This is a genomic window from Pantoea sp. BR_17 (assembly GCF_041955125.1).
In the GTDB taxonomy this organism is placed as follows: Bacteria; Pseudomonadota; Gammaproteobacteria; order Enterobacterales; family Enterobacteriaceae; genus Pantoea; species Pantoea stewartii.
This window is the reverse complement of the sequence record NZ_JAVAXT010000002.1, coordinates 494,704-516,041: the sequence shown is the minus strand read 5'-3', so window position 1 is coordinate 516,041 and position 21,338 is coordinate 494,704. Positions and strand designations below refer to the sequence as shown.

Genomic DNA, 21,338 nt, shown 5'->3' with positions numbered 1-21,338 from the left:
ATCATGCCAACACAAAAATGTCACGATCGGGGCTGGGCACTACTCAGTGTGGGCGCTGCGCTTATCGTTCTGGTTTATATTACAACCTGGGGGAGTTCACTGATTCAGGACTGGAACGCAAGACAGAACTGGCTCAGGAGCGCCACGCAGGCCTCGCGTTTTACCCAGGCGGTCAAAAGCTATACGGGCCGCTATTACGATACCCTGCTGTCGACCGCGCCAGTCACCGTGACGCCGTCCATGTTGAAAAACACGGGATTTCTGGAGCAGGGATTCAATGAAAATAACGATTATGGGCAGCAGTATCTGGCCAATGTAGTGCGAAATCCGTCCCAGAATAATCAGTTGCAGGCGCTGGTTTACACGCAGAACGGGAATCCACTGCCTTTTATGGCCATGGATCAGATTGCTGTCAGCATCAACTCAGGAATGGGCGGCTACATCAATACAGCCGGCACCGTCACCGGCGCCCGGGGGGGCTGGTCGGCCCCTCTCCAGACCTTTAACGCAAACACCACGCCCGGCCATATCGCGGCACTTCTGACCACGGATGATTTGGGCGCCTCACGGGCAGAGAGTGACCGGTTATACCGGTTTGCGGTGAACGGCAAACCTGACCTCAACACCATGCATACCAGCATCGATATGGGCGGAAATGACCTGAACAATACGGGCAATGTGAACGCGGCAAATGGCAATTTCAGCAGCAACGTCACGGCGAACGGCACCGTAACGGGTCAGGACGTTAACGCACGCGGCAACATGTCTGCCGGCAGCAACATCACGGCGAACGGCGATATTCGCAGTAACAGTGGCTGGCTTATCACCCGCGACGGTAAAGGCTGGCTGGATGAAGCGCACGGTGGCGGTTTTTACATGTCGGATAACGACTGGGTTCGCGCCGTTAACGATAAGAGCATTTACACCGGCGGCCAGCTACAGGGCGGAACGGTCAGGTCAAACGGCCGGCTCTCCACGGGGGATGTCCTTCAGCTTGACGGGGTAAACAGTCCCGGTGCGGGATGCGGGCCAAACGGTCTGGTCAGCCGCGACTGGAGTGGCGGCATACTCTCCTGCAAAGATGGTAAATGGGTGGGTATGAAATCAACCGGCCAGTACGCTGACCTGGGTTATATCACGGGGCAGTATAATGGCTATAACGGCCAGCCTTATACCATTACCGTTTATGCTACAGGCGGCTCCCCGACTGTCCACAGAGAAGTGGGGGATGGTGGTGACTGCACTAACACTTACGATCTTACTGGCTACTCCGGAGGTAAGTATGTTGCACAGGCGCACGATAATAATCCGGGCTGGGCAAAAATGGGGTTTATCAGTTTTGAGGTGCCGGCTAATACCAGCTTCAGTATCGTTTCCAACCCCTTACCTGAATACGGATGTTCACCGGGCGCCTTCAGCGGCTTCATTTACCAGTGATGTCTCTATACAGAACGGGCGAGCAATAAAAGACCGCCCTCTGGCGGTCTGAGTTTCATACTGCTGACCGGGACACCCGGGGTTGCTCTTCTCTGATGTGTTCGTCAGGCGTTTCTGCCGTGTCGGCTATACCTGAATGGCCGGTATAGCCGCTGCGGTGCCAGGGCAGCGGCTTTACATGCGGAATGTCTCTGGCCATTGCGGTAAAGGTGACAAACATACACAGAGCTGCAAAACGGAATCCCGCTTTCATGTGTCTTCCTCCTCGCTGTTGAACAACCGGAGCTATCCTGCAAAAAATTCCGTAAAGCTGCGTCAGTCAGATTTAAATCTCCTGAGTAGCCTGTAACGGATTCATAAATCTTTGAAAGCGGCTGATGAGTTAATCATCGCCAGTGCTGCGTTAATTTTGCACCTTATGGCCGTTCTGCTGTGCAGCCATAAGGAATTCACCGATGTCACTTTCCCATGCCTCACCTGATGAACTGGTTGCGCCCGTATCGGGGGCCAGCGTCACAACAGATGAGTCCGTTGTTTCTTCGCCAGCATCTGAAAAACGGCCGCCCGACATACGGCGACGGTTGCGTCAGGGTTGTGCTGCCATTGTGGTTATCGCTCTCCTCGGCACCCTGACGACATCAGCGGTACTGCTTGTACGCGTGTCGAACCTGACTATCCGGGTTAACACTCTGGATGCCGCTTTCCGCAGCGGCGAGATTGGCCAGCTGTCTTCGAACGTTACCATCATGCAGGAAAAGCTGAAAACGCTGGAAAAACAGGTGTCAGCGCTTGCGCCGGTGCAGGACAAAGTCACCTCGATGTCGACTGAACAGCTGAAACTCAGCACCCGTGTGAATCAGCTCAGCGATGCCAGCCTTTCCGATCAGCAGTCTGTTGAACAACTGCAGCAACAGTTACGACAGCTTCGTCAGGAGGTTCAGACGTCGGCCTCAGCCATCGAGACGCTGAAACAGCAGGCGGTGCCCACGCCAAAAGCCCCTGAGCCGGAAAAGGCTAAGCCGCAGTCGTTTCAGAAGGCTGTTTCCTCACCAAAAAAGGCCAAACGGTCAGTCCGGCACGCGGTGATGCCGGCTGCACCGTTTGAGCTGACCGGCATCGAGCGTCGCGGCGGCCAGACCTTCGCCGTTGTCATTCCCCGTGGTGTCACCGTGATTTCCTCAATGCGCCTGCTCTCACCGGGGGACGGCTTTATGGGCTGGACCCTGCGTGCGCTTGAGGGCAACGCGGCGCTGTTCAGCGTTAACGGCAGTGCCGTTCGTCTTCAGGTTCAGTAAAAGGACAAATCATGAGAAAAACACTGACTGTAACACTCATATTACTGCCTTTATGGGCGCTGGCCGCTTTGCCGCCGAATTATGAAATGCACAGCACTGTTGCGCCGATTCAGGAAAACAGTTCATCACAGCAGAATACACAGCAGCAGGCCCAGCAGTGGGGCCTTTCTGCCAGCGACTGGAGTCGTTATCAGACCCTGATGAAAGGCGAGCGTGGGATCATGTCACCGGGGCTGGACCCGCTCACGGCGCTCGGTGTGGAAACCGATAACAGCGCGGAACGTCGCCGACTGGCTGAGTTATGGGTCAAACACGAATATCAGCGAACCGAGAAGGAGCTGGCTTTCCAGCGGGAAGTCAACGCCGCCTGGCTTCGCCTCTATCCGGAAACGCTGGCGGTAAACATGGGCGCCAACGCGGCCGGCATTGCGCACGACACGCAGGGTCGCCTTGCGCTGTTCCTGAAGGAGAACTGCTCACGTTGTGATGCGCGTCTGGCTGCCGTGCTGGCTGATAACCGTCCCGTCGACCTGTATCTGGTCGGCATCGACAGCGATGACGGCCTGCGTGCCTGGGCCGTTAAGCACAACATTCCGGTAGAAAAAGTCCGCAGCCGGCAGATAACGCTCAATCACGACAATGGCCTGTGGTTCAGGTACGGCATGGGGCAGATGCCGGTCATTCTGCAGCAGGGGGAGACCGGATGGCAGGTCGCGGCGTACTGAAAAAGGCGGCTGTTTTGGTCTGCCTTGTCAGCTGCGCCTGCAGTGCGTCTGAAAGGCGCCAGGTCATTCCGGATGCCTACCGGCAGATAGCGGCAGCAGAACGCGTGCCGGCAGAGTCGCTTTATTCGCTGGCCATGGCGGAGAGCACCCGCAAAACCGCCTGGGGTACAAAACCCTGGCCGTGGACGATCAACGTTGCCGGTCGGGGTTATCACTATGAAACGCGTGAAGCGGCCTTCACCGCGCTGCTGGGGTTCATGCAGCGCTGGCCACTGAAGAACATCGATGTCGGCGTGGCTCAGGTCAACCTGGGCTGGAACGGGCATTTTTTTCCGACCTACCGCGACGCCTTTGACCCTTATCTCAACCTTCGTGCCGCCGCCCGCATACTTCGCGCCTGTTACGAAACCCGCCCCGGCAGCTGGTTAAACGCGGCTGGCTGTTATCACCATCCGGCCGGCGGTAAAGAGGCGCAGACCTACATTGCCATCGTTCGCCGCAAGCTTGGCCAGATTGCCCCGGTGTCATCCGGTGCACAGTCTGTCACGCCGGTCGAGCTCGCCAGTAACACCCTTACCTGGATCGAACCGAAATGATGAAACTCAACTGCATTATCCGGAATGCTCTGTTCAGCGCGTGCCTGCTCTCCGTCGTCACGGGGGCCAGCGCGGCGCTGGTTGTGATCGGTGACCTGGGCGGTGAGTCCACAGCGCCGTACTTTGATGCCATTAACGCTGACAAAGATGCTGTTGCCGGTGCACCCTCTGTGCCGGCAGCACCGCCAGAGTCGCTGTCCATATCCGACATGCTGCCCGTCAGCACACCGGAAATGAGCCCGGGCCCGGTATCACCTCAGCCGCTTGAGCTTTCAGGTATGCCGCCGGTGTTTGTTGTGGGTGACGACAGCCTTTCAAAACAGTGGCTTTCACAGCATGCGGCAGCGCTCAGTCAGATGCATGCCACGGGCATGGTCGTGAGCGTGAAAGACGCGGCTGCTCTGAGCGCCCTACGAGCGCTGGCGCCGTCCACTGAAATGGTGCCGGTCAGCGGCGGTGACCTTGCGCGCCGCCTGCATCTGGCTCATTACCCCGTGCTCATTACTGAAAAAGGGCTGTCACAGTGATACCGGTGTCTGTTATTGCGGAGCTGGTAAGGAGACATCCGTTAAAGGTTGCGGTTGCTGTGGCGCTCGCCCTCGTTCTGGTGTCCCTGCTTTCTCCTTTCTGTCTCAGGAGCGCCAGTGGCCGTCGCCATCGCCTTTATCAGAAACGCGCAGCATCAGCACTCTCCCGCCTCCCGCAGTTGCGTGACGATGCTGCCCGCATGGTCTGGCTGCGAAAAATGAATCCCTATGTGTTTGAGGAGATGCTGCTGACTGCACTATCCCGCCAGGGATTTCATATCAAACGCAACGCCAGCTACAGCGGAGACGGCGGCATGGACGGTCAGGTCTGGATAGCCGGCCAGCGCTGGCTGATTCAGGCGAAGCGCTACGGTGCCACGATCAACGCACAACACGTTGTTGCATTCGGAGAGCTGGCCCGTAAGGAAGCGTGCAGTGGGCTCTTCATCCATACCGGGCGCACGGGTGAAGTCAGTCGTGAAGCCTTCAGATGCTGGCCAAATGTCACGCTCATCAGCGGCAAGCGTCTGCTTCAGCTGCTTGCCGGCGACCGGTGCTGGCTGGATTTCCCCGACAACGTTCATCACCTGAAGCTGCAGTCCGGTTTCAGCGGCCCTTCATCCCGCCATTGAGGTAGTCTTTTATGCGTATTTTCTTCAGAACCGTCCCGGTCGCTGCCATTAACGTGCTGCAGTCACTGAACGCAGGGCGTGCATTCAAATCCCTGTTCCTCCTTTTTCTTAGCCTGCTAAATTATATTTTCCTGCTGTTGATGTACCTGCTGAAGCCCGTGTTCCTCTGGCCATTAATGTTCCTCTCCGCAATCCTGACCCTCCTCACGATGGCAGTTCCGGTTCTTTTGTTTGTCAGTCCGGTGTTTACCCTGGGTAGCGCCTGCAGCGGGCTGTTAAAGATAATCCATCAGTTTCCTGAGATGTGGCCGGTGTTAATCCTTCTGAGTCTCCAGATCGACATGCTGCTGTTTTTGCGTCGCGAATATAACCGCGAATTTTCGAGAATGCGCGACCGTTTATTAAGACGGGAAATCGTTCATGTCGGGCCGGGTCGCGGTGGTGATGTAAAAGACAAGCAAAGAGGCTGAGCCATGAGCGAATTTCTATCGAAAATTGACGCAAATCCGCCGCACTGGGCAGGTGAAAAAATCGGCGTCTGGGACGACAGCCGCGTACGTCTTCACGGAGGATTTCTTAAACGCCATTACTGGACCGACGCGGGCAGTATTAACGTATTTTGTATTAAAGGCACGGCACATCCGGATTACCAGGGGCTTAGCTGGCATGAGTTCCTGCACCGGGGCAAACGCATGGACCGTAATATCCCTATGCTTGAACGAAATCCGGGCTATTACTCTGAGACGTCAGCTAAGAAGCCGTCCATGTATTACAACAGCTATGACGGTATTGACTGGTATATCGGTGCCGACGGTAATCATCGCAGCGGTCTGGCACGATTCTTTTTCCATGATCAGGAAAAAGCGTATCTCCATGGTGTGCATCTGAATCATTACGAATTTGATGAGCAATTGCTGGCAGTTTACCTCGCGCTGCGTGACGAGCTGGCCCTGCACAGGCCGCTGGGACTGTATGCTGAAACCGGCGTCAGTCATGTCCACCTCAGCAGGGCTGATAATCCCGGCTGGAAAACGGACATCTACTCCTCATCACTTTATTTCCCCTCACTGGACGTGAGTGCGGAGCTGCTCAGTCATCCTCTGGTTCACTGGCTAAAAGCCTCAGGGGAGATAAAACAACCTGCTGAAGGCTGGCAACTCCTGCATGAACTTCGTACCTGGCGAAACGCGCCCGCTGACAAAGGCAGGCGTCAGGGACTTTTCAGCAGGCTGTTCAGATAAACCGACAGGGGTCTTTAGCATGAGCGATCGTTACGTCATGGAGTCGCTGCTCCGTCCCGCCGTCGAGCTGTATTCGGCAACCGTGGCCGGTAGTGCCACCTTCATCTGCCTGACGGCGCCCTGGTCAGTCGCGCTGGCGCCCTCGGTGAGCTGGGTAACCGCCGCCGGCTTTGGCGTGCTGGCCCTGAAACGCACCTCTCAGGGATTAAAAATACTGCGCTACCGCCGTAATATACGCCGCCTTTCCCGCTATGCACTGACCAGTGACCAGATACCGGTCAGCCGCCGGCTCCTGTTCCTCGGTAAGGGGTTTCAGTGGTCCCCCCGGCACACGCAGAGGCTGATGGAGGCCCGCCGTCCTGAATGCGAAATCTACGTCCAGCCTTCGGTCATGTACCGTATGGCCCGCGAGCTGGAAAAAAAGATGGAGTACAGCCTGCCGTGGCTGTGCCGGCTGACGTCGGCCGACTCTGCCTTAAATCCGTTCCGGCCGCTGCCGCCGGTCGGCGGAAGTTCCGTTTATCACGGGGTTGAGCCTGATGAGGTCAACGTTATGTCTGACCTGGGCGAGCGCGTGGGCCATATGCTGGTCATGGGCACCACCCGCGTCGGTAAAACCCGCCTGGCTGAGCTGCTTATTACGCAGGATATCCGCAGGCGCAACGCCGCCGGCGAATTTGAGGTAGTTATCGTTTTCGATCCCAAAGGCGATGCAGACCTGCTCCGGCGTATGTATGCCGAATCGCACCGCGCCGGCCGTCAGGATAACTTCTGGGTTTTCCACCTGGGGTGGCCGGACATCAGTGCCCGCTATAACGCCGTGGGTCGCTTCAGCCGTATCTCCGAGGTGGCGTCGCGCGTCGCGGGTCAGCTCTCCGGCGAGGGTAACTCTGCCGCCTTCCGAGAGTTTGCATGGCGGTTCGTTAACATAATCACCCGTGCGCTGGTCGCCCTTGGCCAGCGTCCGGATTACAGCCTGATCCTGCGATACGTCACCAACATTGGCGAGTTGTATGAAACTTATGTCGATAATTTGCTTAGCGAAAAGGCTCCAGAGCTGGTCGCTTCGATGCAGGCTAAGATAGCGCTCCCGTTAGCAGACAGAGATTTGCCCCGACACCTCCAGGGGCGGGAGAACGGCAAGAAAATCTGGGCGTTAGAGCAGGTGCTTGGCAGTCCTGAGGGTAAAAAGCTCTGGGACCCGGTTCTCGATGGCCTTCGCAGTGCGGTGCAGTATGACCGTACGTACTTCGACAAAATCGTGGCGTCGCTGCTGCCGCTGCTGGAAAAGCTCACAACCGGCAAGACGGCCGCGCTGCTGGCACCTGATTACAACGATCTCAGCGACCCACGTCCGATACTCGACTGGCACAATATCATCAAGTCTCGCGGCGTGGTTTATGTCGGCCTCGATGCACTGTCTGACCCGGTTGTGGCCGCCGCCGTGGGTAACAGCATGTTTGCCGACCTGGTCTCTGAAGGTGGCCATATCTATAAGTTTGGTCTGGGCGATGAGGGTGACAAAAAAGCCGGTAAGACCGTCATCAACCTGCACTGCGACGAGTTTAACGAGCTGATGGGCGATGAGTTTATCCCGCTCATCAACAAGGGGGGCGGTGCCGGCTTTCAGGTTACGGCCTACACGCAGACGCTGTCCGACATTGAGGCCCGCATCGGGAATGCGGCCAAAGCCAGCCAGGTCATCGGTAACTTTAACTCGCTGGTAATGCTTAGGGTTCGCGAAAAAAATACGGCCATGCTGATGACCGATCAGTTACCTGAAGTGGGGGTGTACCAGAAGACCCTGACGTCTGGTGTGACCGACGTCTCCCGCCCGGGTGAAGGCACGGACTTCAACAGTAATGTTAACGATCAGGTGACGCTGGTTAAGGTGCCGATGATAAGCCCCTCTGACATCATTAATCTGCCTAAAGGTCAGGCCTTTGCCCTGCTGGAAGGCGGAAGACTGTGGAAAATTCGTATGCCGCTGCCGGTCAGTGACGACAGTGACCGCTTTATGCCGGCGAGCCTGAAACAGCTGGCTGACACGATGGAGAAGAATTACCACAGCGGCGAATCCTGGTGGACGGGTGGCGACGCCGGTATTCCGGGAGGCCTTCATGTCTCAGAATGACGGCGGAAGCGCGCGACAGAGCGCTCCCGCGAAACACAGACACCCGGGTCCTTTTACGCTGCTGCTGTGGGACATGCCGCTGAGCCTCATCGGCATCCTGATTGGTTCACTGTTCGTCAGCCTGGGTGTTGAATATGCGTGTATGACGTTCCTCTGGCCGGACGAGGGTGCCACGCACAGCTATCAGGTGATGCTGGCCGAGAGCCACTGGCTGTCTTCGGGATATACCCGAAGCCTGCTGATGGCCACGCCGGTGGAAACCATCACCCGATGGGTTCAGGCCGCCTGGCACTGGCTTTTTGTGGACAGCGGATTCAGTCACTGGCTGGCCTCTTTCAGGGAAACGAGCCGGAAAGGCAGCGGCCTCATTCCGGCGCTGAACGGCTTCGGCGCATCCCTCATCAGCAGGCTTGGAGAGTACCTGCAGGCCACGCTCTGGGTGACGCTGATCTTCTTTATCCGCGTGATGATCCTGTTTCTCAGCATCCCGCTGTTCGGGCTTGTCATCATCACAGGCATCGTTGAGGGACTGGTCAGGCGTGACCTGCGTCGCTACGGGGCAGGCTACGAATCAAGTTTTGTCTATCACCACGCAAAACGCTTCGTCAAGCCTGCGCTTTACGGGCCCTGCATGCTGTATCTGGCATGGCCTACCGCAGTCTGGCCAAATCTGTTTTTGCTGCCCTCTGCGCTGCTGGTTGGTGGCGTACTGGCTGTTGTGACGGCGTCGTTCAAAAAGTATCTGTGATGTGTGTGCTTGCGGGGAATATGCCCGGAGGGCCTGCGCTGCTGCAGGCCTTTTTTATGGCTAAAAAGAGGATTCAGAGGTTCATGCCCAGTACATGCACCGTGACATTTTGGGTAGCAGTGTTATAGAAATTATCCCTGATAAACGTCATTCCCTGCCTTTCATAAAATCTGCGCGCACGGGTATTTTCTTTAAGGACCTCAAGCCACAGAAAATCACTACCTCTTTCTTTGGCCATCTCAGCAACTTCATTAAATATGAGTTGACCGTAGTTTTTCCCGGTTGAGCCTTCTGAAAGGTAGAGTTTTTTCAGAAGAGTGCCATTTAACGACGTTCCCGGAATATTGCATCGCCATATGACTTTAACAAATCCGATCGGAGCCGACGTCTCGACTACATACCAGCCTGCGGAAGGGTCAGTAAGGCTGCTTTCGATGACCTGTAACGAATATTCCTGCTTAAGGAATTCGTCCAGTTCCTCTCTGTGGGTCCAGTATTGTTTAAAATGATGGTTGTATGTACTGACACCCAGCTCACTCAGGAGCGAAACATCAGACTGTCTTGCTTCGCGCAGAATTAAAGTCATTCATTTATTCCTGACAAAGGGTGACTGTTTCGCCTTACTGGAAAAGCCAGTGGCCAGCCCGGGCCGACTCAATCAGCATGCTGACGGTCAGTGGTTTGTGAGGGTCAGGTACGTCTCTCGTTCCTGGCAACTCGGGGTGGAAATAATTTCTGATGTTGAAGCCCTGACTGTGAACACTCCAGCGCTCAAAATACTCCTTCATCATCGCTTCGGCCGTCTCTATAGTCAGCTTCAGGTCATCCCGAATGCGGGTTTCTGCCGTAACTGGCAGGCGTTCACCCCAGAAGATAAAGCGACGGCGGGCATAGTTTTCTCTCACAAAGGTAATGATTTCTTCGCTCAGGGTGTCCATTAAAAATAGGTCCATTGGATGCGGTGTTCCGGCCGGGCAACACGGTTGTAGGTGCTGCGTATATCGTTAAAGATGTGGTAGACCGTGGTAAACGTCATTATCCAGCCCAGCCACGGGACATTCCGGCCAACAAACGCCCCCAGATGGTTGGTCCAGCTAACGTGCAACTGACTGATGGTTTTGCCGTTGAGTGTCGGCAGTAACATGCCTTTTGGAAAACGGTAATTCAGAAGGTATCGGGAAGCCAGAGAGGCGACTGATGTGCCTTTGGTTGCGCTTCCGGGTTTTGCACGGGTGGGGATGAGGGGTTGTCCCGCCAGAACCAGTGCCGCGTCGGTCGCCGCGAGTCCGAGATGCTCACTCACCACCTGTACGCCTACAAGCCAGAACAGCTGGACGTGAGTAACATTGCTGTATCCGCCATAAAAATACGTGCCATTAAGCTCTTCGGTCGTGTCCATGTGCCTTCAGCTCCGGATATGAATGCATTGTTTAATTAATCATCGCCCAGCCGGTGCGGTTTTCGCCAGAAACAATCTGCTTTTATTTTCAGAAATCCATAAAGATTTTACTGCTGTCAGGCGGGCGCGGTTGCGTCACTCTCACCGTCATCTGTTATCCGGGAGAGCCATACATGCGCCGTTTACCCCCCTTCATTGTACTCCTTGCCTGCGTCATGCCGGCAATTGTGTGCCATGCCTCCGAAAAGGATGAGCTCGCGCTGGTTATGCGCCAGCTGGATCAGGTTCAGGCGGGCCTTGACCGCGCCCGCGTGGTGGCGAACCAGAATCAGGATGCCCGCTTTTACTTTGACTATCAGCAGGCCACCCGCGATATCGCCACCATGAAACAGGGTATTTCCACCTACCTCGAACCGTCCCGGGCACAGCCTGACAGCGGCTCAGCGTCGGTTACCGGACAGTACCGGGCGCAGGAGCCGGCTTGGCGATGAACGGCGCACAGACCTCCGGCTGGGCGGCAGGCACCGGCGGCGGCCTCACGCCTTCCCAGCTGAACATTCTCATCCTGAGCGCGCTCGCCATCGTCATCCTGCTCTTCTCTGCCTGGGCCATCGTGCAGGGTTACCGGGGATGGGCGTCAAGAGCCATCACACTCAGGCAGTTCAATGAGCTGGTTATCCGTCTGGTTCTCCTGTACCTGCTGACCCTGTTTTTCTTCTTTAACTGAAAGGACACCATTATGAAATCCCGTTTTATCAGGCTCTGCCGTGCCGCACGACTTCGCGCCACGCTGCTGATTCTGCCACTGTTTCTGGCTGCCGGTCAGGCCCGGGCCGGGCTCCCTACCGTACAGCCGCCACCCGGGGGCGGCGGTGGCGGACTCTGGAACGCCGGGATGGGGTACATAAAGATGGGCGGGCTGGGCATAGGTCTACTGGTGTGCGTTGGCGCCTTTCTCGCTGTTGCACACGCCGTCATCACCGCCTTCCATGACGTGCGTAAGGGAAAAGGCACATGGACCGAACTTATTCTTTACAGCGTCGTCGGCATCATCCTCATTCTTGTGGTGATTTACCTCGCGACCCAGGCTGCTGACATTCTCTGAGGAGCAACCATGGCCGTTATCGACTTTCTCCCCGACCGGCTCAATTACCCGCCCGTGGTATACCGGGGATTTACCGCCGGCGAATTTCTGCTGGCAGCAGGCACGGGCAGTATTGTGGGCATTCCGCTGGGCATACCGCTTTGCCTGGTGCCGCACGTCGGCTGGCTGGCATTTCCGACCTGCATGCTGCTGATGCCGATTGTTACTGTGTTTTTCGGCGGAAACTGGATTGCTGCCTACAAGCGCGGCAAGCCTGAGAACTACATCTGGCAAAGACTGGAGCAAATACGCTGCCGCCTGGGCCTGTCGCGTTCGATGATTCTGGCCAGCCGCGCCTGGGAGCTGCAGCGCACGTCAGTAAGGGTAATGAGGAGGTCCACATGAGCCGGTTTCGTAACGGTATCACGGCGCGTGATAACCACATCTTTTCCCTGCGGATTTTCTGCGTGCTCTTTTTCGCCGGCATGCTGGTCACCTCAGTCGGCTGGATGCGGGCGCCCTCGGATATGACTATCCACATCCCGCCCGACCTGCGCTCCGGCAGCACGCAGAAATGGTGGGTTATTCCGCCCTATACGGTTTACGCCTTTGCGTTCTACATCTTCCAGCAGCTCAACGCCTGGCCGACCAACGGTGAGGTGGACTATTCGGCGAAGATTGCCCAGCTCAGCCCTTACCTGACGCCGTCCTGCCAGGATTTCCTGAACAGGGACTATGAGTTTCGTAAAAACAGTGGCGAACTCAAGGACCGCGTGCGCGTGGTGTATGAAATTCCCCGTCGCGGCTACAGCGACAGCAGCGTCGACATCCTTAGCGACGATCGCTGGGTGGTGCGGCTCGACCTGGTGGCTGACGAGTATTACCACGCCGAGAAGGTCAAGCGGGCGCTTGTTCGCTACCCACTCAAAGTTGTGCGCTGGGAAGGTGATCCGGCCCGCAACCCTTTTGGTCTGGCGCTTGACTGCTATGACTCCACGCCGCAGCAGCTCGAAGCCATGCCGCAGCCGGAGCCGGAGAAAAAATCAGGAGTATTCCAGTGATGAAACGTCCTCTGATACTGCTTTGCCTGCTTCTGGTCTCAGGCCTGACGCAGGCGGTTGAGCTCATGAAGTGGGAGCGTATTCCGCTGCAGATACCGCTCACCGTCGGCCAGGAGCGCATCGTGTTTGTGAATAAAAACGTGCGCGTGGGGTTCCCGCCCTCTCTCAACGGCAAAGTGCGTATTCAGAGCACCGGCGGCGCGGTGTACTTCGATGCCAAAGAGGCCTTTCCGGTGACGCGCATTGAGCTGCAGAGCAAGGAAAACGGCGAAGTCATCCTGCTTGACGTCAGCGCCGTGCCCGGCAAGGTGACGCGCGAACCGGTAAAGCTGGTCTATGACGGTGAGGTGGCCACTGCAACGGCCAGTGACAGACAGTCGGTGAGCGGCGATGCCGGCAGCAGCAAAAAAAGTCCGTCTCAGGAGTCGGGTACTGACGCTGCGCCAGCACACAAAACATCAAAACTCAGCGCCCCGCTGCCGGTGGTGCTGACCCGCTATGCCGCACAGAGCCTGTACGGGCCGGTCCGCACCGTGGAGCCGGTGTCGGGCATCAGCCCCGTGTCGCTGAAGCTGCCCTCATCCATTACCACACTGATGCCCGGTGAGCCCGTATCGGTCACGCCGATGGCGGCCTGGAGCCTGCTGGGCGACAGCGTGGTGGCGCTGCAGGTGCGTAACCGCTCGGCCGACAAGGTGGTCCTCGACCCGCGAGAGCTGCAGGGACAGTTCGAGACGGCGACCTTTCAGCACCGCTGGCTGGGTCGTGCCGGCACGCCTGAAGACACAACGGTCGTGTACCTGGTCATTCAGGGACGCCCTGAAGGCGCGTTTATCTCTGAACCCGTCACGGTCATGCCTAAAACGGCACGGAGGGCGAAGAAATGAGCCAGCCCGGCACAAACCTGATAGTGAAAATTGCGGTGCCGGTGGTGCTGACCGTCGCCATCGTCGTGGGCGTCAAATCCTGCTCGGATTCAAAGGAAAAAACGGCGTCGACGCAAAAAACCACCAATGCAGCGCTGAAAGACCTGACACCTGATGAGCTCAAGGCGCTGGGCGTAGAAGGCGACACGCCGCAGGACACCCTGCGCACGATTGTGGGCAATTTTCGCCGCGTTCAGGACCGCCTCGATACGCTCGCCAATGACAACAAAAAGCTGAACGAAGAAAACACGGATCTGAAAAAGACCAACAGCAACGTGGATGCACAAATCAACGAAGCGGTGGCAAACGCCCGTGCTGACGAGGCCGAGAAGCGGGCAAAACTCAGCGCACAGGTCTCCGACCTCAGTTCGCAGGTTGGACAGATGCTTGAGCAGCTTAAAAACGGAAATTCGGCCTCGCCGGCTAAACCCACTTCACCGGGCAGCGACATCCCGATTGGGCTGGGCTATGACAACGGCACCAGTGGCAGTGTTGCAATGTCATCCCCTGCCTCAGACGGTCTGCAGTGGGTCGAACCCAAAGACGGTATCCCGGTGGATGCCAGCGGCAAACCCGTGAATGACAGCAATAAAAACAGCGCGACCGGCTTCTCGTTTGCCTCGTCATTCGGTGAAGCGGGTGACGCCGGTAAGCAGGCCGGCGCAGCGGTTTCCACAGCCGTCAGTCAGGCTGTGCCGGATGCGGTGAAACCCGTCGATCCGGTGTTTACGCTGCCGGAGAACTCCACGCTGGTCGGCAGTCGCGCCATGACGGCACTGCTTGGCCGCGTTCCCATAGACGGCAAAGTGACCGATCCTTACCCGTTCAAGGTTATGTTAGGCAAAGACAACCTGACGGCCAACGGCATCGAGCTGCCGGACGTTCAGGGCGCCATCGTGTCCGGTACGGCGACCGGTGACTGGACGCTGTCCTGCGTGCGAGGGTCCATTACCAGCATCACGTTTGTGTTCGCGGACGGCACGGTGCGCACGCTGCCATCGCCGGACAGCCAGAACGGCGGCAGTAATAACCAGAATTCACAGAACAGCAGCGGAAACGCCAATAACAGTATCGGCTGGCTGTCGGATGACAACGGCATTCCCTGCATCTCCGGCACACGTAAAAGCAACGCCTCTACCTATCTGCCGACTATCAGCCTGCTGGCCGGCGCTGCCGCTGCCGGCGATGCCCTTTCACAGAACCAGATGACGGGCCAGACCAATGCCATGGGCGGCGTGACGCAGACGCTGACCGGTGATGCGGGACAGGCCGTGCTGGGTAAATCGCTGTCCGGGAGCATGAAAGAAACCGTGGACTGGGTAAAGCAGCGTTATGGCCAGACGTTTGACGCGATATACGTGCCGCCTGGTCAGACCGTGGCACTGCACATTACCCGCCAGCTGGCGATCGACTACGAAGAGAAAGGCCGCAGGGTGAAGTATGACTTCAGCCTGGCAGGCTCAGGTACGGGGATGGACTGATGAACAGCCAAAGTAAAGACAGCAGTGAGCTTGAGTACCGCGTGGGTTATACCCCGCTAAGTGGCCGACTGTATGCCGGCTTCGTCCGGCGAGATACAGGCAAGTGGGAAGCTGAACCGCAGGACGTGACGGACTGGGCCATGCTGGCCGTCGCGCAGAAGCTGGTTCGTGAAAATACTGATGTTCTGCTCAGGCAGGCGGATGGCCGCATCCTGCGCCTTTCAGCAGTCATTTCTGAGATGCACACGCTGGAGGCTGATGATGAAGAATAATGCCTTAATTTTGCTCATTCTGGGCGGGACAGTTGCTCTGATGCTGAGCGGCTGCAGCACCTCCAAAGATGAAATGCTGCCGCCTGGTGACAGCACCATGCTGGAGCTCTGGAACAACGGCGCCTCAACAACCCACGCCACCGCTGAAAGCCGCACCACGCTGCGCCGGCCGGTCTCCGACAGCGAACGTACGATCGGACAACAGACCCGGGACAGCTACAGCCGCACCCAGGAAAATGAAATTCAGCAGACGTTTCCGCGACTGCCTAACCCCGACATGGTGATGTATGTGTTCCCGCATCTGGCCGACGGCAACACGCCGGTGCCGGGCTACAGTACCGTTTTCCCGTTCTACAGCCAGGTGCAGTACGCGCTGCCCGGCGAACGCACGGAGGCGCTGTAAATGGCCTTTCGTCTTTTTCGCCGCCGCCGTGAAGCCCAGACTGAACATCAGCACGGTCACGGGCCGTTCTCGGTTGAGGGCCATGAGCCGATCACCCGTGACGGCCGGCTGACGCACGCCGATGAATCAGGTCTTTATGCCACCGGTCCCTCCATTATCGACCACGTTCCCTGGGGGGAATACCTTCCCGAACACCAGTGCATCCTGCTCGATGACGGCGTTTCTGTGGGTGCAGTTTATGAGATCAATCCGGTCGGCACTGAAGGCCGTCCCGAATCGCGCCTGGAGGAAATCCGTGACGTGGTTGAAAATGCGCTGCAGGACAGCATTCCTGAACTGGACTCACACCAGTGGGTTGTACAGTTTTTCTGTCAGGACGATTCAGATCTGTCGGCGTATATGGATTCCATCCGGGGCTACGTCAGACCCCGGGCACAGGGAACTGCTTTCACCGAGGCCTGGCTGAACGAACAGGAGCGGCATCTGAAGAACGTGGCCGCTGAAAAAGGCCTTTTTGTGGATGAAACCGTGACCGGTGCACCCTGGCGCGGGCAGATCCGTCGCACGCGCATGGTGGTTTACCGCTGGGTGGAAAAGCCTTACCGCGACCCGATGGCGCCGGAAGTTTTACTGAATCAGGTCTGCGACCGTCTGACCTCGGCAATGAGCGGTGCCGGCATTCGTTCCGTGCGCCAGAACGGTGAGCAGATACACAGCTGGCTGCTGCGATGGTTCAACCCGGCCCCCCAGTGGACAGACAAGGCCACGCTTTACCGCTGTGCCCGTCACCGCGATGACGCGCCCGGTGACCTTCCTCTGCTCAATGACTTCAGCGAAAGCCTGTGGTTCACCCGCCCCCGCAGCGATGCGGACAAGGGCATCTGGTGGTTTGATAACGTCGCGCACAAAGCGGTGCCGATCGCCCGACTTCGTAACCGCCCGCAGACAGGACACCTCACCGGTGAGGTAAAGCGCGGTGACAACATCAACGCCATTATGGATCTGCTGCCGGAAGGCACCGTGCTGGCCATGACGCTGGTTGTGCAGCCTCAGGACAAACTGGAGGCGAATTTTGCCAGCCTGAGCCGCAACTCGATGGGAGAGAACGTCGATTCGCTGCGTGCGCGTGAAGATGCCGCCACGGCCCGCACGTTCCTGGGTAACAAGCACAAGCTTTACCGGGCGGCCATTACCCTGCTCATAAAGGGTCAGGACGAGGAAGCCCTGAGCAAACGCTACCTTGACCTCAGCAGTAAGCTGCTGAACTGCGGGCTGGAGCCGGTTAATCCGGAACACGATATTGGTCCGCTCAGCACCTACATGCGGGCGCTGCCGATGTGCTTTAACCCGCAGCTTGACCGCCACAACTGGTACACGCGCCTTATGTTTGTTCAGCACTTTGCCTGCCTGTCACCGGTTTACGGGCGTGACACCGGCACCGGCCATCACGGTCTCACCTTTTTTAACCGGGGCGGCGGTCCGCTGTCTGTCGACCCGCTAAATAAAGAGGATCGCACCCAGAACGCGCACCTGTTGCTGTTTGGCCCGACCGGTGCCGGCAAGTCAGCCACGGCGGTCGACAAGCTTTCTCAGATGGTGGCCATCTATCGATCGCGTATTTTCCTGATTGAGGCGGGGAACAGCTTTGGCCTCTATGGTGACTACTGTGCGTCGCTGGGCCTCAGCGTTCATCGCGTCAGCATCAAGCCCGGCAAGGTCGTGTCGCTGGCACCCTTTGGTGACTCGCACCTTTTGCTGGATGTGAAGCCCGAATCGTTGATCATCAGTGAGGACGACCTGCCGGATACTGACGCAGACGATGAGGATGATGAAGACGGTGAGCGTGACGTTCTGGGGGAAATGGAGATTGCTGCCCGCCTGATGATTACCGGTGGAGAAGCCTCTGAAGAGTCCAGAATGACGCGTGCCGACCGTGGCATGATCCGCGAAGCCATCATGAATGCCGCCCGCAAGGCTTATGCTGAGTCCCGCCAGATGCTGCCCGAGGACCTGATGTTTGCGCTGCAGGACATTGCTCATGACATCAGCCTGGGCGACGACGGCCGCGAGAAACGCACGCCGGCCCGCCGCGCACGCGCCGAGGAGATGTCAGAGGCGCTGCGCATGTTCACGGAAGGTTTTGAGGGCGAACTGTTCAACCGCCCGGGCACCCCCTGGCCTGAGGCCGACGTCACGATCGTGGACCTGGGGCAACTGGCCCGCGAAGGGTACGAGGCTCAGATGGCCGTGGCGGTTATCTCCCTCCTGAATACCATCAACAACATCGCCGAACGCGATCAGTATCTTGACTGTGACATCATCGTGCCCATTGATGAGGGACATATTGTCACCACCAACCCGCTGCTGGGACCCTATGCCACCAAAATCGCCAAAATGTGGCGTAAGTTAGGCACCTGGCTCTGGATTTTTACCCAGAACCTTGCCGACTTCCCTGATACGTCGAAAAAGATGCTGAACATGGCCGAGTGGTGGATATGTCTGGTTATGCCGCCTGAAGAGGTTGAGCAGATAGCCCGCTTCAAGACGCTTAATGATGAGCAAAAAGCAATGCTGCTCTCCGCCACTAAACTGCCGCGCAAATACACTGAGGGGGTCATTCTCTCGCGCAAAGTGCAGGCGCTGTTTCGGGCCGTACCGCCGAGCCTCTACCTGGCGCTGGGCATGACGGAAAAAGAAGAGAAAGCAGAACGCCGGGCCATCATGAATGAATTAAAATGTACGGAACTTGAGGCCGTTTACCATGTTGCACGTCGTCTTGACGAGAGCCGTGGTCTTATTCACTGACAGGGGATTTTATGAAAAAACTGACCATGGCGCCGCCACTGGTTGTCGGGGACAAGGCTTTAATTGCCACTGTCATTTTTACCGTCCCGCCGCAGGGGCAGGCATCGGTCGGTGAGACGGATAACCGTGCCATCGTGCAGCTCCGGGAGGAGATAGGCCAGCGCCTTGAGCATCCCTTGCTGGTATCGGTCTATCCGCATCGCGTCGGGCGACGCAGCTGTACGGCCGTGCATCTGTCCGGAGCCAATAACAAGGCACTGGACATCCTCATCACCGTCACAGGAAACACACTCTGGCCAACTGAGGGGGATTACAGAACCGGCATCCGCTGGAATATCTGTGTGCCTGATGCGACAGATATGCTGTGGGTGCTGAAGGAAATAGACCGCGCGACAGAAGCTGATATGTGCCATTAAACAGACCCTCCGTTATCGCCCGGCACCGGTGTGTGGTGTCGGGCGGGAACGGAGGCTGCGGGTGCGGGCGGCATAGAGCCCGCGAATATTATGATTTATAAGGAAAATCAAAACGTCGACTTGTTCACATGGTTTCGGATGTTTTCATTTACCTCGTCACTACCAGAGAGGCCTGCAATTTCATATGCTACAGCTAATACCAATTTATCAACTTGATACGATAATTTTCCTAACTCATCCTTCTTGTCATCATTATCAAAAATTTTCCTAGTTTGGTCTGGTACGTCAAGATTTCTAGCTTGCTCATAATTCTTCCATAACCAGTCCAGCCAGCGTTGTGTTTCGCCTAGTATGGCTAATTCATAATATATGCCTTGCCCTAAATTATTGACATTAGCATGATACATAATAGAAGCTATATCGAAACTGCTAAGGCCAATTTCATTGCCTTCTGCCGCTGAGTCTGCCTTAATATTCTTTAGCAATCTTATAGATTTCCTCAAGCCGCCTGACGTTCTTCCACAGCGGTCTGTAATTAATTCAATGTGTAAGAATGGAGTATTGTTAATACGCTCAAACGTTTTCTTGTTTAAAATCGTCACGCCCCTGTCTGTTTCTCTGTCTGACATCTGATACTTTACGTTATTCCACCAAACAGCCGGAACCACATCCACATCTCTTGCCAGAGAGCCGCCGGTAATTTTTACTGATTTAGCATTATCCGTGTGAACGGTTGCGGTAGGGAACGCAGAGGCAAGTGAATCCTCGATTTCAGTGCGTAAAGCCAGTATTACATCAAGGCTGTTTTTATCCGATGGGGTATATGTATGGTTTTTTATGCCATTTATGTCAGACATAAAAATTTGCTCGTCTATAGCGAGAATATCTACATCACTTACACCCTTGATATGTATGTTAAGAGGTACGGAGCCCTGCAAACGGAATGACGTCGTAATATCTTTTCTGTTCAGTCTGTCTGTTAGCTGGTTTTCTATTCTTTTAGCTGTATCAATACTTACCCTAGTGTAAACAGGATCAACCTCCTGCATCGCACCCAAAGCATATTTTGTTGCTGACTTTCCTGACGCCCTGTTTTCCCAACTTTCTTGCTGCGCGGATTTTTCTAGCAATACTTGTCTGCTTGCAAGAGCCTCATCCATAGCATAAATTTCATTTACGCCCCTTCTTCTGTTTCTTAAGCGCTCTATTCTGTTTGAATAGTTATCTGCCATTTAAATTCTCCTTAACTTCATTGTCCCAAAGGTATTTCTGCCTCTGCCGTTGAAATACTCTCCTTCGGCAGTGGTCAGGTTTTTATGAAAAGTTAATTCCGCAAAGCCCATATGGGGTGTAAGTTCTACCTCATCTATACGAGGGCGATTTTGATAGTTATAAACCAACCGATACCCACTTTCACCGTCGAATATTATTGAAGCGGCAATGCTGTCAGATTGTGAGGACTTAGTTTCCAAATGAATATGAACTTTATCCCACGACTGATATATTTCAATTTTTGCCTCCCAGTCTGTTATATTTCCTTTTAGATCTCTACCACGAGCTGTACATTTCCACTGACCTGATAGGTCGGGTACATTGATGTGTTTTGAAATTGATTTCCACTTCCACATTTTTGAGTCAAAAAAAGAATAAAGGCCTAGGTAAATCGAACCGGCGCTGATTAGTGAGCAAACTGTTGGCGTTAATACAGATTTACTTTCAAAGTAAGAAAAATGCTCAAGGATGGTTAAAATTAAAAAAACAAGAATTCCAGATATCACTGATGCTGTTGAGCCAATAATTTTTCCTACCTTGCTTCTGTTGAATCCACTAATTACTATATATTCATGACTCTTCATACGTCTCCGTAACGCGTAGTTGGCTATGTTAGGCACTTAAGTGAACACTTAATATTATCTTATAAGATAGTTCATATTACCATTCAAATGTTTACTTCCCAAAAGAAAATAGATAGATGCAAGCGCATGAAAAATAGTGATTTTTGTCATGCATTACGCAAAGGCCTGAACTTTCCATTCAAAACTCTAAGTAAAAATTACGTATCATTTTAGTGGCTTCTCCTGAATGGCCATAGATCTTCTAAGAGGAAGATTGCTAAGAATCGCAGGATTTGTTCGGTTCATTATTCTTCTTTATAC

Annotated in this window: 27 protein-coding genes; 21 read left to right on the top strand and 6 right to left on the bottom strand. The window is 55.6% G+C overall.

The features are described 5' to 3' along the window. Positions 1-3: 3 nt before the first annotated feature. Positions 4-1,437, top strand: coding sequence for a shufflon system plasmid conjugative transfer pilus tip adhesin PilV (gene pilV / locus RAC60_RS06035; RefSeq protein ID WP_279753245.1), 1,434 nt, complete (start codon positions 4-6; stop codon positions 1,435-1,437). A gap of 55 nt (positions 1,438-1,492) precedes the next feature. Here the strand turns inward: pilV and RAC60_RS06030 are convergent, their stop codons facing one another. After that, entirely contained in the window at positions 1,493-1,690 is a 198-nt protein-coding gene (locus RAC60_RS06030; RefSeq protein ID WP_024472528.1) for a hypothetical protein, read from the bottom strand. A 202-nt stretch (positions 1,691-1,892) separates the two neighbouring features. On the opposite strand from RAC60_RS06030, the gene RAC60_RS06025 reads away from it, so the two are divergent. The 9 genes from RAC60_RS06025 to RAC60_RS05985 are packed head-to-tail and all read left to right on the top strand — an operon-like array spanning position 1,893 to position 9,335. Next, positions 1,893-2,732: a plasmid transfer protein gene (locus RAC60_RS06025; RefSeq protein ID WP_375092959.1), complete on the top strand. Its 840-nt coding sequence runs from the start codon at positions 1,893-1,895 to the stop codon at positions 2,730-2,732. A gap of 11 nt (positions 2,733-2,743) precedes the next feature. Next, positions 2,744-3,457, top strand: a complete 714-nt coding sequence (locus tag RAC60_RS06020; protein ID WP_054688316.1) for a TIGR03759 family integrating conjugative element protein — start codon at positions 2,744-2,746, stop codon at positions 3,455-3,457. Further along, a complete protein-coding gene (locus tag RAC60_RS06015) occupies positions 3,436-4,053 on the top strand; it encodes a transglycosylase SLT domain-containing protein (RefSeq protein WP_375092957.1) in 618 nt (205 codons plus the stop codon). Before RAC60_RS06020 ends, RAC60_RS06015 begins: the two co-directional genes overlap by 22 nt. Further along, entirely contained in the window at positions 4,050-4,580 is a 531-nt protein-coding gene (locus RAC60_RS06010) for an integrating conjugative element protein (RefSeq protein ID WP_375092955.1), read from the top strand. Before RAC60_RS06015 ends, RAC60_RS06010 begins: the two co-directional genes overlap by 4 nt. Beyond that, the gene (locus tag RAC60_RS06005; protein ID WP_375093013.1) at positions 4,580-5,212 is read left to right on the top strand and encodes a restriction endonuclease; all 633 of its coding nucleotides are present in this window, start codon (positions 4,580-4,582) and stop codon (positions 5,210-5,212) included. The genes RAC60_RS06010 and RAC60_RS06005 overlap by 1 nt, the downstream gene beginning before the upstream one ends. Before the next feature lie 11 nt (positions 5,213-5,223). Further along, a complete protein-coding gene (locus tag RAC60_RS06000; RefSeq protein WP_375092954.1) occupies positions 5,224-5,682 on the top strand; it encodes a hypothetical protein in 459 nt (152 codons plus the stop codon). 3 nt (positions 5,683-5,685) lie between these two features. Further along, the gene (locus RAC60_RS05995) at positions 5,686-6,453 is read left to right on the top strand and encodes a hypothetical protein (RefSeq protein ID WP_375092952.1); all 768 of its coding nucleotides are present in this window, start codon (positions 5,686-5,688) and stop codon (positions 6,451-6,453) included. A gap of 19 nt (positions 6,454-6,472) precedes the next feature. Further along, positions 6,473-8,587, top strand: a complete 2,115-nt coding sequence (traD, locus tag RAC60_RS05990) for a type IV conjugative transfer system coupling protein TraD (protein ID WP_375092950.1) — start codon at positions 6,473-6,475, stop codon at positions 8,585-8,587. After that, on the top strand, positions 8,574-9,335 hold the full coding sequence (locus RAC60_RS05985; RefSeq protein ID WP_105079561.1) for a TIGR03747 family integrating conjugative element membrane protein: 762 nt from the start codon (positions 8,574-8,576) through the stop codon (positions 9,333-9,335). The genes traD and RAC60_RS05985 overlap by 14 nt, the downstream gene beginning before the upstream one ends. 73 nt (positions 9,336-9,408) lie before the next feature. Here the strand turns inward: RAC60_RS05985 and RAC60_RS05980 are convergent, their stop codons facing one another. Genes RAC60_RS05980 through RAC60_RS05970 form a run of 3 tightly spaced genes read right to left on the bottom strand, consistent with a single transcriptional unit; the run spans position 9,409 to position 10,734 of the window. Further along, positions 9,409-9,921: a GNAT family N-acetyltransferase gene (locus RAC60_RS05980; protein WP_375092948.1), complete on the bottom strand. Its 513-nt coding sequence runs from the start codon at positions 9,919-9,921 to the stop codon at positions 9,409-9,411. A gap of 34 nt (positions 9,922-9,955) precedes the next feature. After that, positions 9,956-10,273, bottom strand: coding sequence for a DUF1493 family protein (locus tag RAC60_RS05975; RefSeq protein WP_263757090.1), 318 nt, complete (start codon positions 10,271-10,273; stop codon positions 9,956-9,958). Further along, the gene (locus RAC60_RS05970) at positions 10,273-10,734 is read right to left on the bottom strand and encodes an STM2901 family protein (protein WP_375092946.1); all 462 of its coding nucleotides are present in this window, start codon (positions 10,732-10,734) and stop codon (positions 10,273-10,275) included. Before RAC60_RS05970 ends, RAC60_RS05975 begins: the two co-directional genes overlap by 1 nt. Before the next feature lie 173 nt (positions 10,735-10,907). Between RAC60_RS05970 and RAC60_RS05965 the strand changes: the two genes are divergently transcribed. From RAC60_RS05965 to RAC60_RS05915, 11 genes are read left to right on the top strand one after another with little or no spacing between them, the layout of a single operon-like run. Next, positions 10,908-11,225 carry an RAQPRD family integrative conjugative element protein gene (locus RAC60_RS05965; protein WP_105091854.1) on the top strand — a complete coding sequence of 106 codons (318 nt, stop codon included), beginning with the start codon at positions 10,908-10,910 and terminating at the stop codon, positions 11,223-11,225. Continuing rightward, the gene (locus tag RAC60_RS05960) at positions 11,222-11,461 is read left to right on the top strand and encodes a TIGR03758 family integrating conjugative element protein (RefSeq protein WP_105091853.1); all 240 of its coding nucleotides are present in this window, start codon (positions 11,222-11,224) and stop codon (positions 11,459-11,461) included. Before RAC60_RS05965 ends, RAC60_RS05960 begins: the two co-directional genes overlap by 4 nt. A gap of 12 nt (positions 11,462-11,473) precedes the next feature. Then, complete coding sequence (locus RAC60_RS05955) at positions 11,474-11,839, top strand: TIGR03745 family integrating conjugative element membrane protein (protein WP_105091852.1); 366 nt, start codon at positions 11,474-11,476, stop codon at positions 11,837-11,839. Positions 11,840-11,848: 9 nt separating this feature from the next. Further along, a complete protein-coding gene (locus tag RAC60_RS05950; protein WP_105091851.1) occupies positions 11,849-12,223 on the top strand; it encodes a TIGR03750 family conjugal transfer protein in 375 nt (124 codons plus the stop codon). Continuing rightward, positions 12,220-12,879 (top strand): PFL_4703 family integrating conjugative element protein, encoded by a 660-nt coding sequence (locus tag RAC60_RS05945; RefSeq protein ID WP_110267997.1) that lies wholly within the window; start codon positions 12,220-12,222, stop codon positions 12,877-12,879. The genes RAC60_RS05950 and RAC60_RS05945 overlap by 4 nt, the downstream gene beginning before the upstream one ends. Further along, positions 12,879-13,766 (top strand): TIGR03749 family integrating conjugative element protein, encoded by an 888-nt coding sequence (locus tag RAC60_RS05940; RefSeq protein ID WP_375093011.1) that lies wholly within the window; start codon positions 12,879-12,881, stop codon positions 13,764-13,766. Before RAC60_RS05945 ends, RAC60_RS05940 begins: the two co-directional genes overlap by 1 nt. Continuing rightward, on the top strand, positions 13,763-15,286 hold the full coding sequence (locus RAC60_RS05935; RefSeq protein ID WP_375092945.1) for a TIGR03752 family integrating conjugative element protein: 1,524 nt from the start codon (positions 13,763-13,765) through the stop codon (positions 15,284-15,286). Before RAC60_RS05940 ends, RAC60_RS05935 begins: the two co-directional genes overlap by 4 nt. After that, a complete protein-coding gene (locus RAC60_RS05930) occupies positions 15,286-15,558 on the top strand; it encodes a hypothetical protein (RefSeq protein WP_019105569.1) in 273 nt (90 codons plus the stop codon). Before RAC60_RS05935 ends, RAC60_RS05930 begins: the two co-directional genes overlap by 1 nt. After that, positions 15,548-15,961 (top strand): TIGR03751 family conjugal transfer lipoprotein, encoded by a 414-nt coding sequence (locus tag RAC60_RS05925; protein WP_019105568.1) that lies wholly within the window; start codon positions 15,548-15,550, stop codon positions 15,959-15,961. The genes RAC60_RS05930 and RAC60_RS05925 overlap by 11 nt, the downstream gene beginning before the upstream one ends. Further along, positions 15,962-18,766, top strand: coding sequence for a conjugative transfer ATPase (locus tag RAC60_RS05920; RefSeq protein WP_375092944.1), 2,805 nt, complete (start codon positions 15,962-15,964; stop codon positions 18,764-18,766). It begins immediately after the preceding gene. Between the two features lie 11 nt (positions 18,767-18,777). After that, a complete protein-coding gene (locus RAC60_RS05915) occupies positions 18,778-19,182 on the top strand; it encodes a hypothetical protein (protein WP_058707905.1) in 405 nt (134 codons plus the stop codon). A 107-nt stretch (positions 19,183-19,289) separates the two neighbouring features. On the opposite strand, the gene RAC60_RS05910 is transcribed toward RAC60_RS05915, so the two are convergent. Together RAC60_RS05910 and RAC60_RS05905 are read right to left on the bottom strand one after the other, a co-directional pair. Beyond that, the gene (locus RAC60_RS05910) at positions 19,290-20,414 is read right to left on the bottom strand and encodes a hypothetical protein (RefSeq protein ID WP_375092943.1); all 1,125 of its coding nucleotides are present in this window, start codon (positions 20,412-20,414) and stop codon (positions 19,290-19,292) included. Next, positions 20,415-21,038, bottom strand: coding sequence for a hypothetical protein (locus RAC60_RS05905; protein WP_375092942.1), 624 nt, complete (start codon positions 21,036-21,038; stop codon positions 20,415-20,417). Between the last annotated feature and the right edge of the window lie 300 nt (positions 21,039-21,338).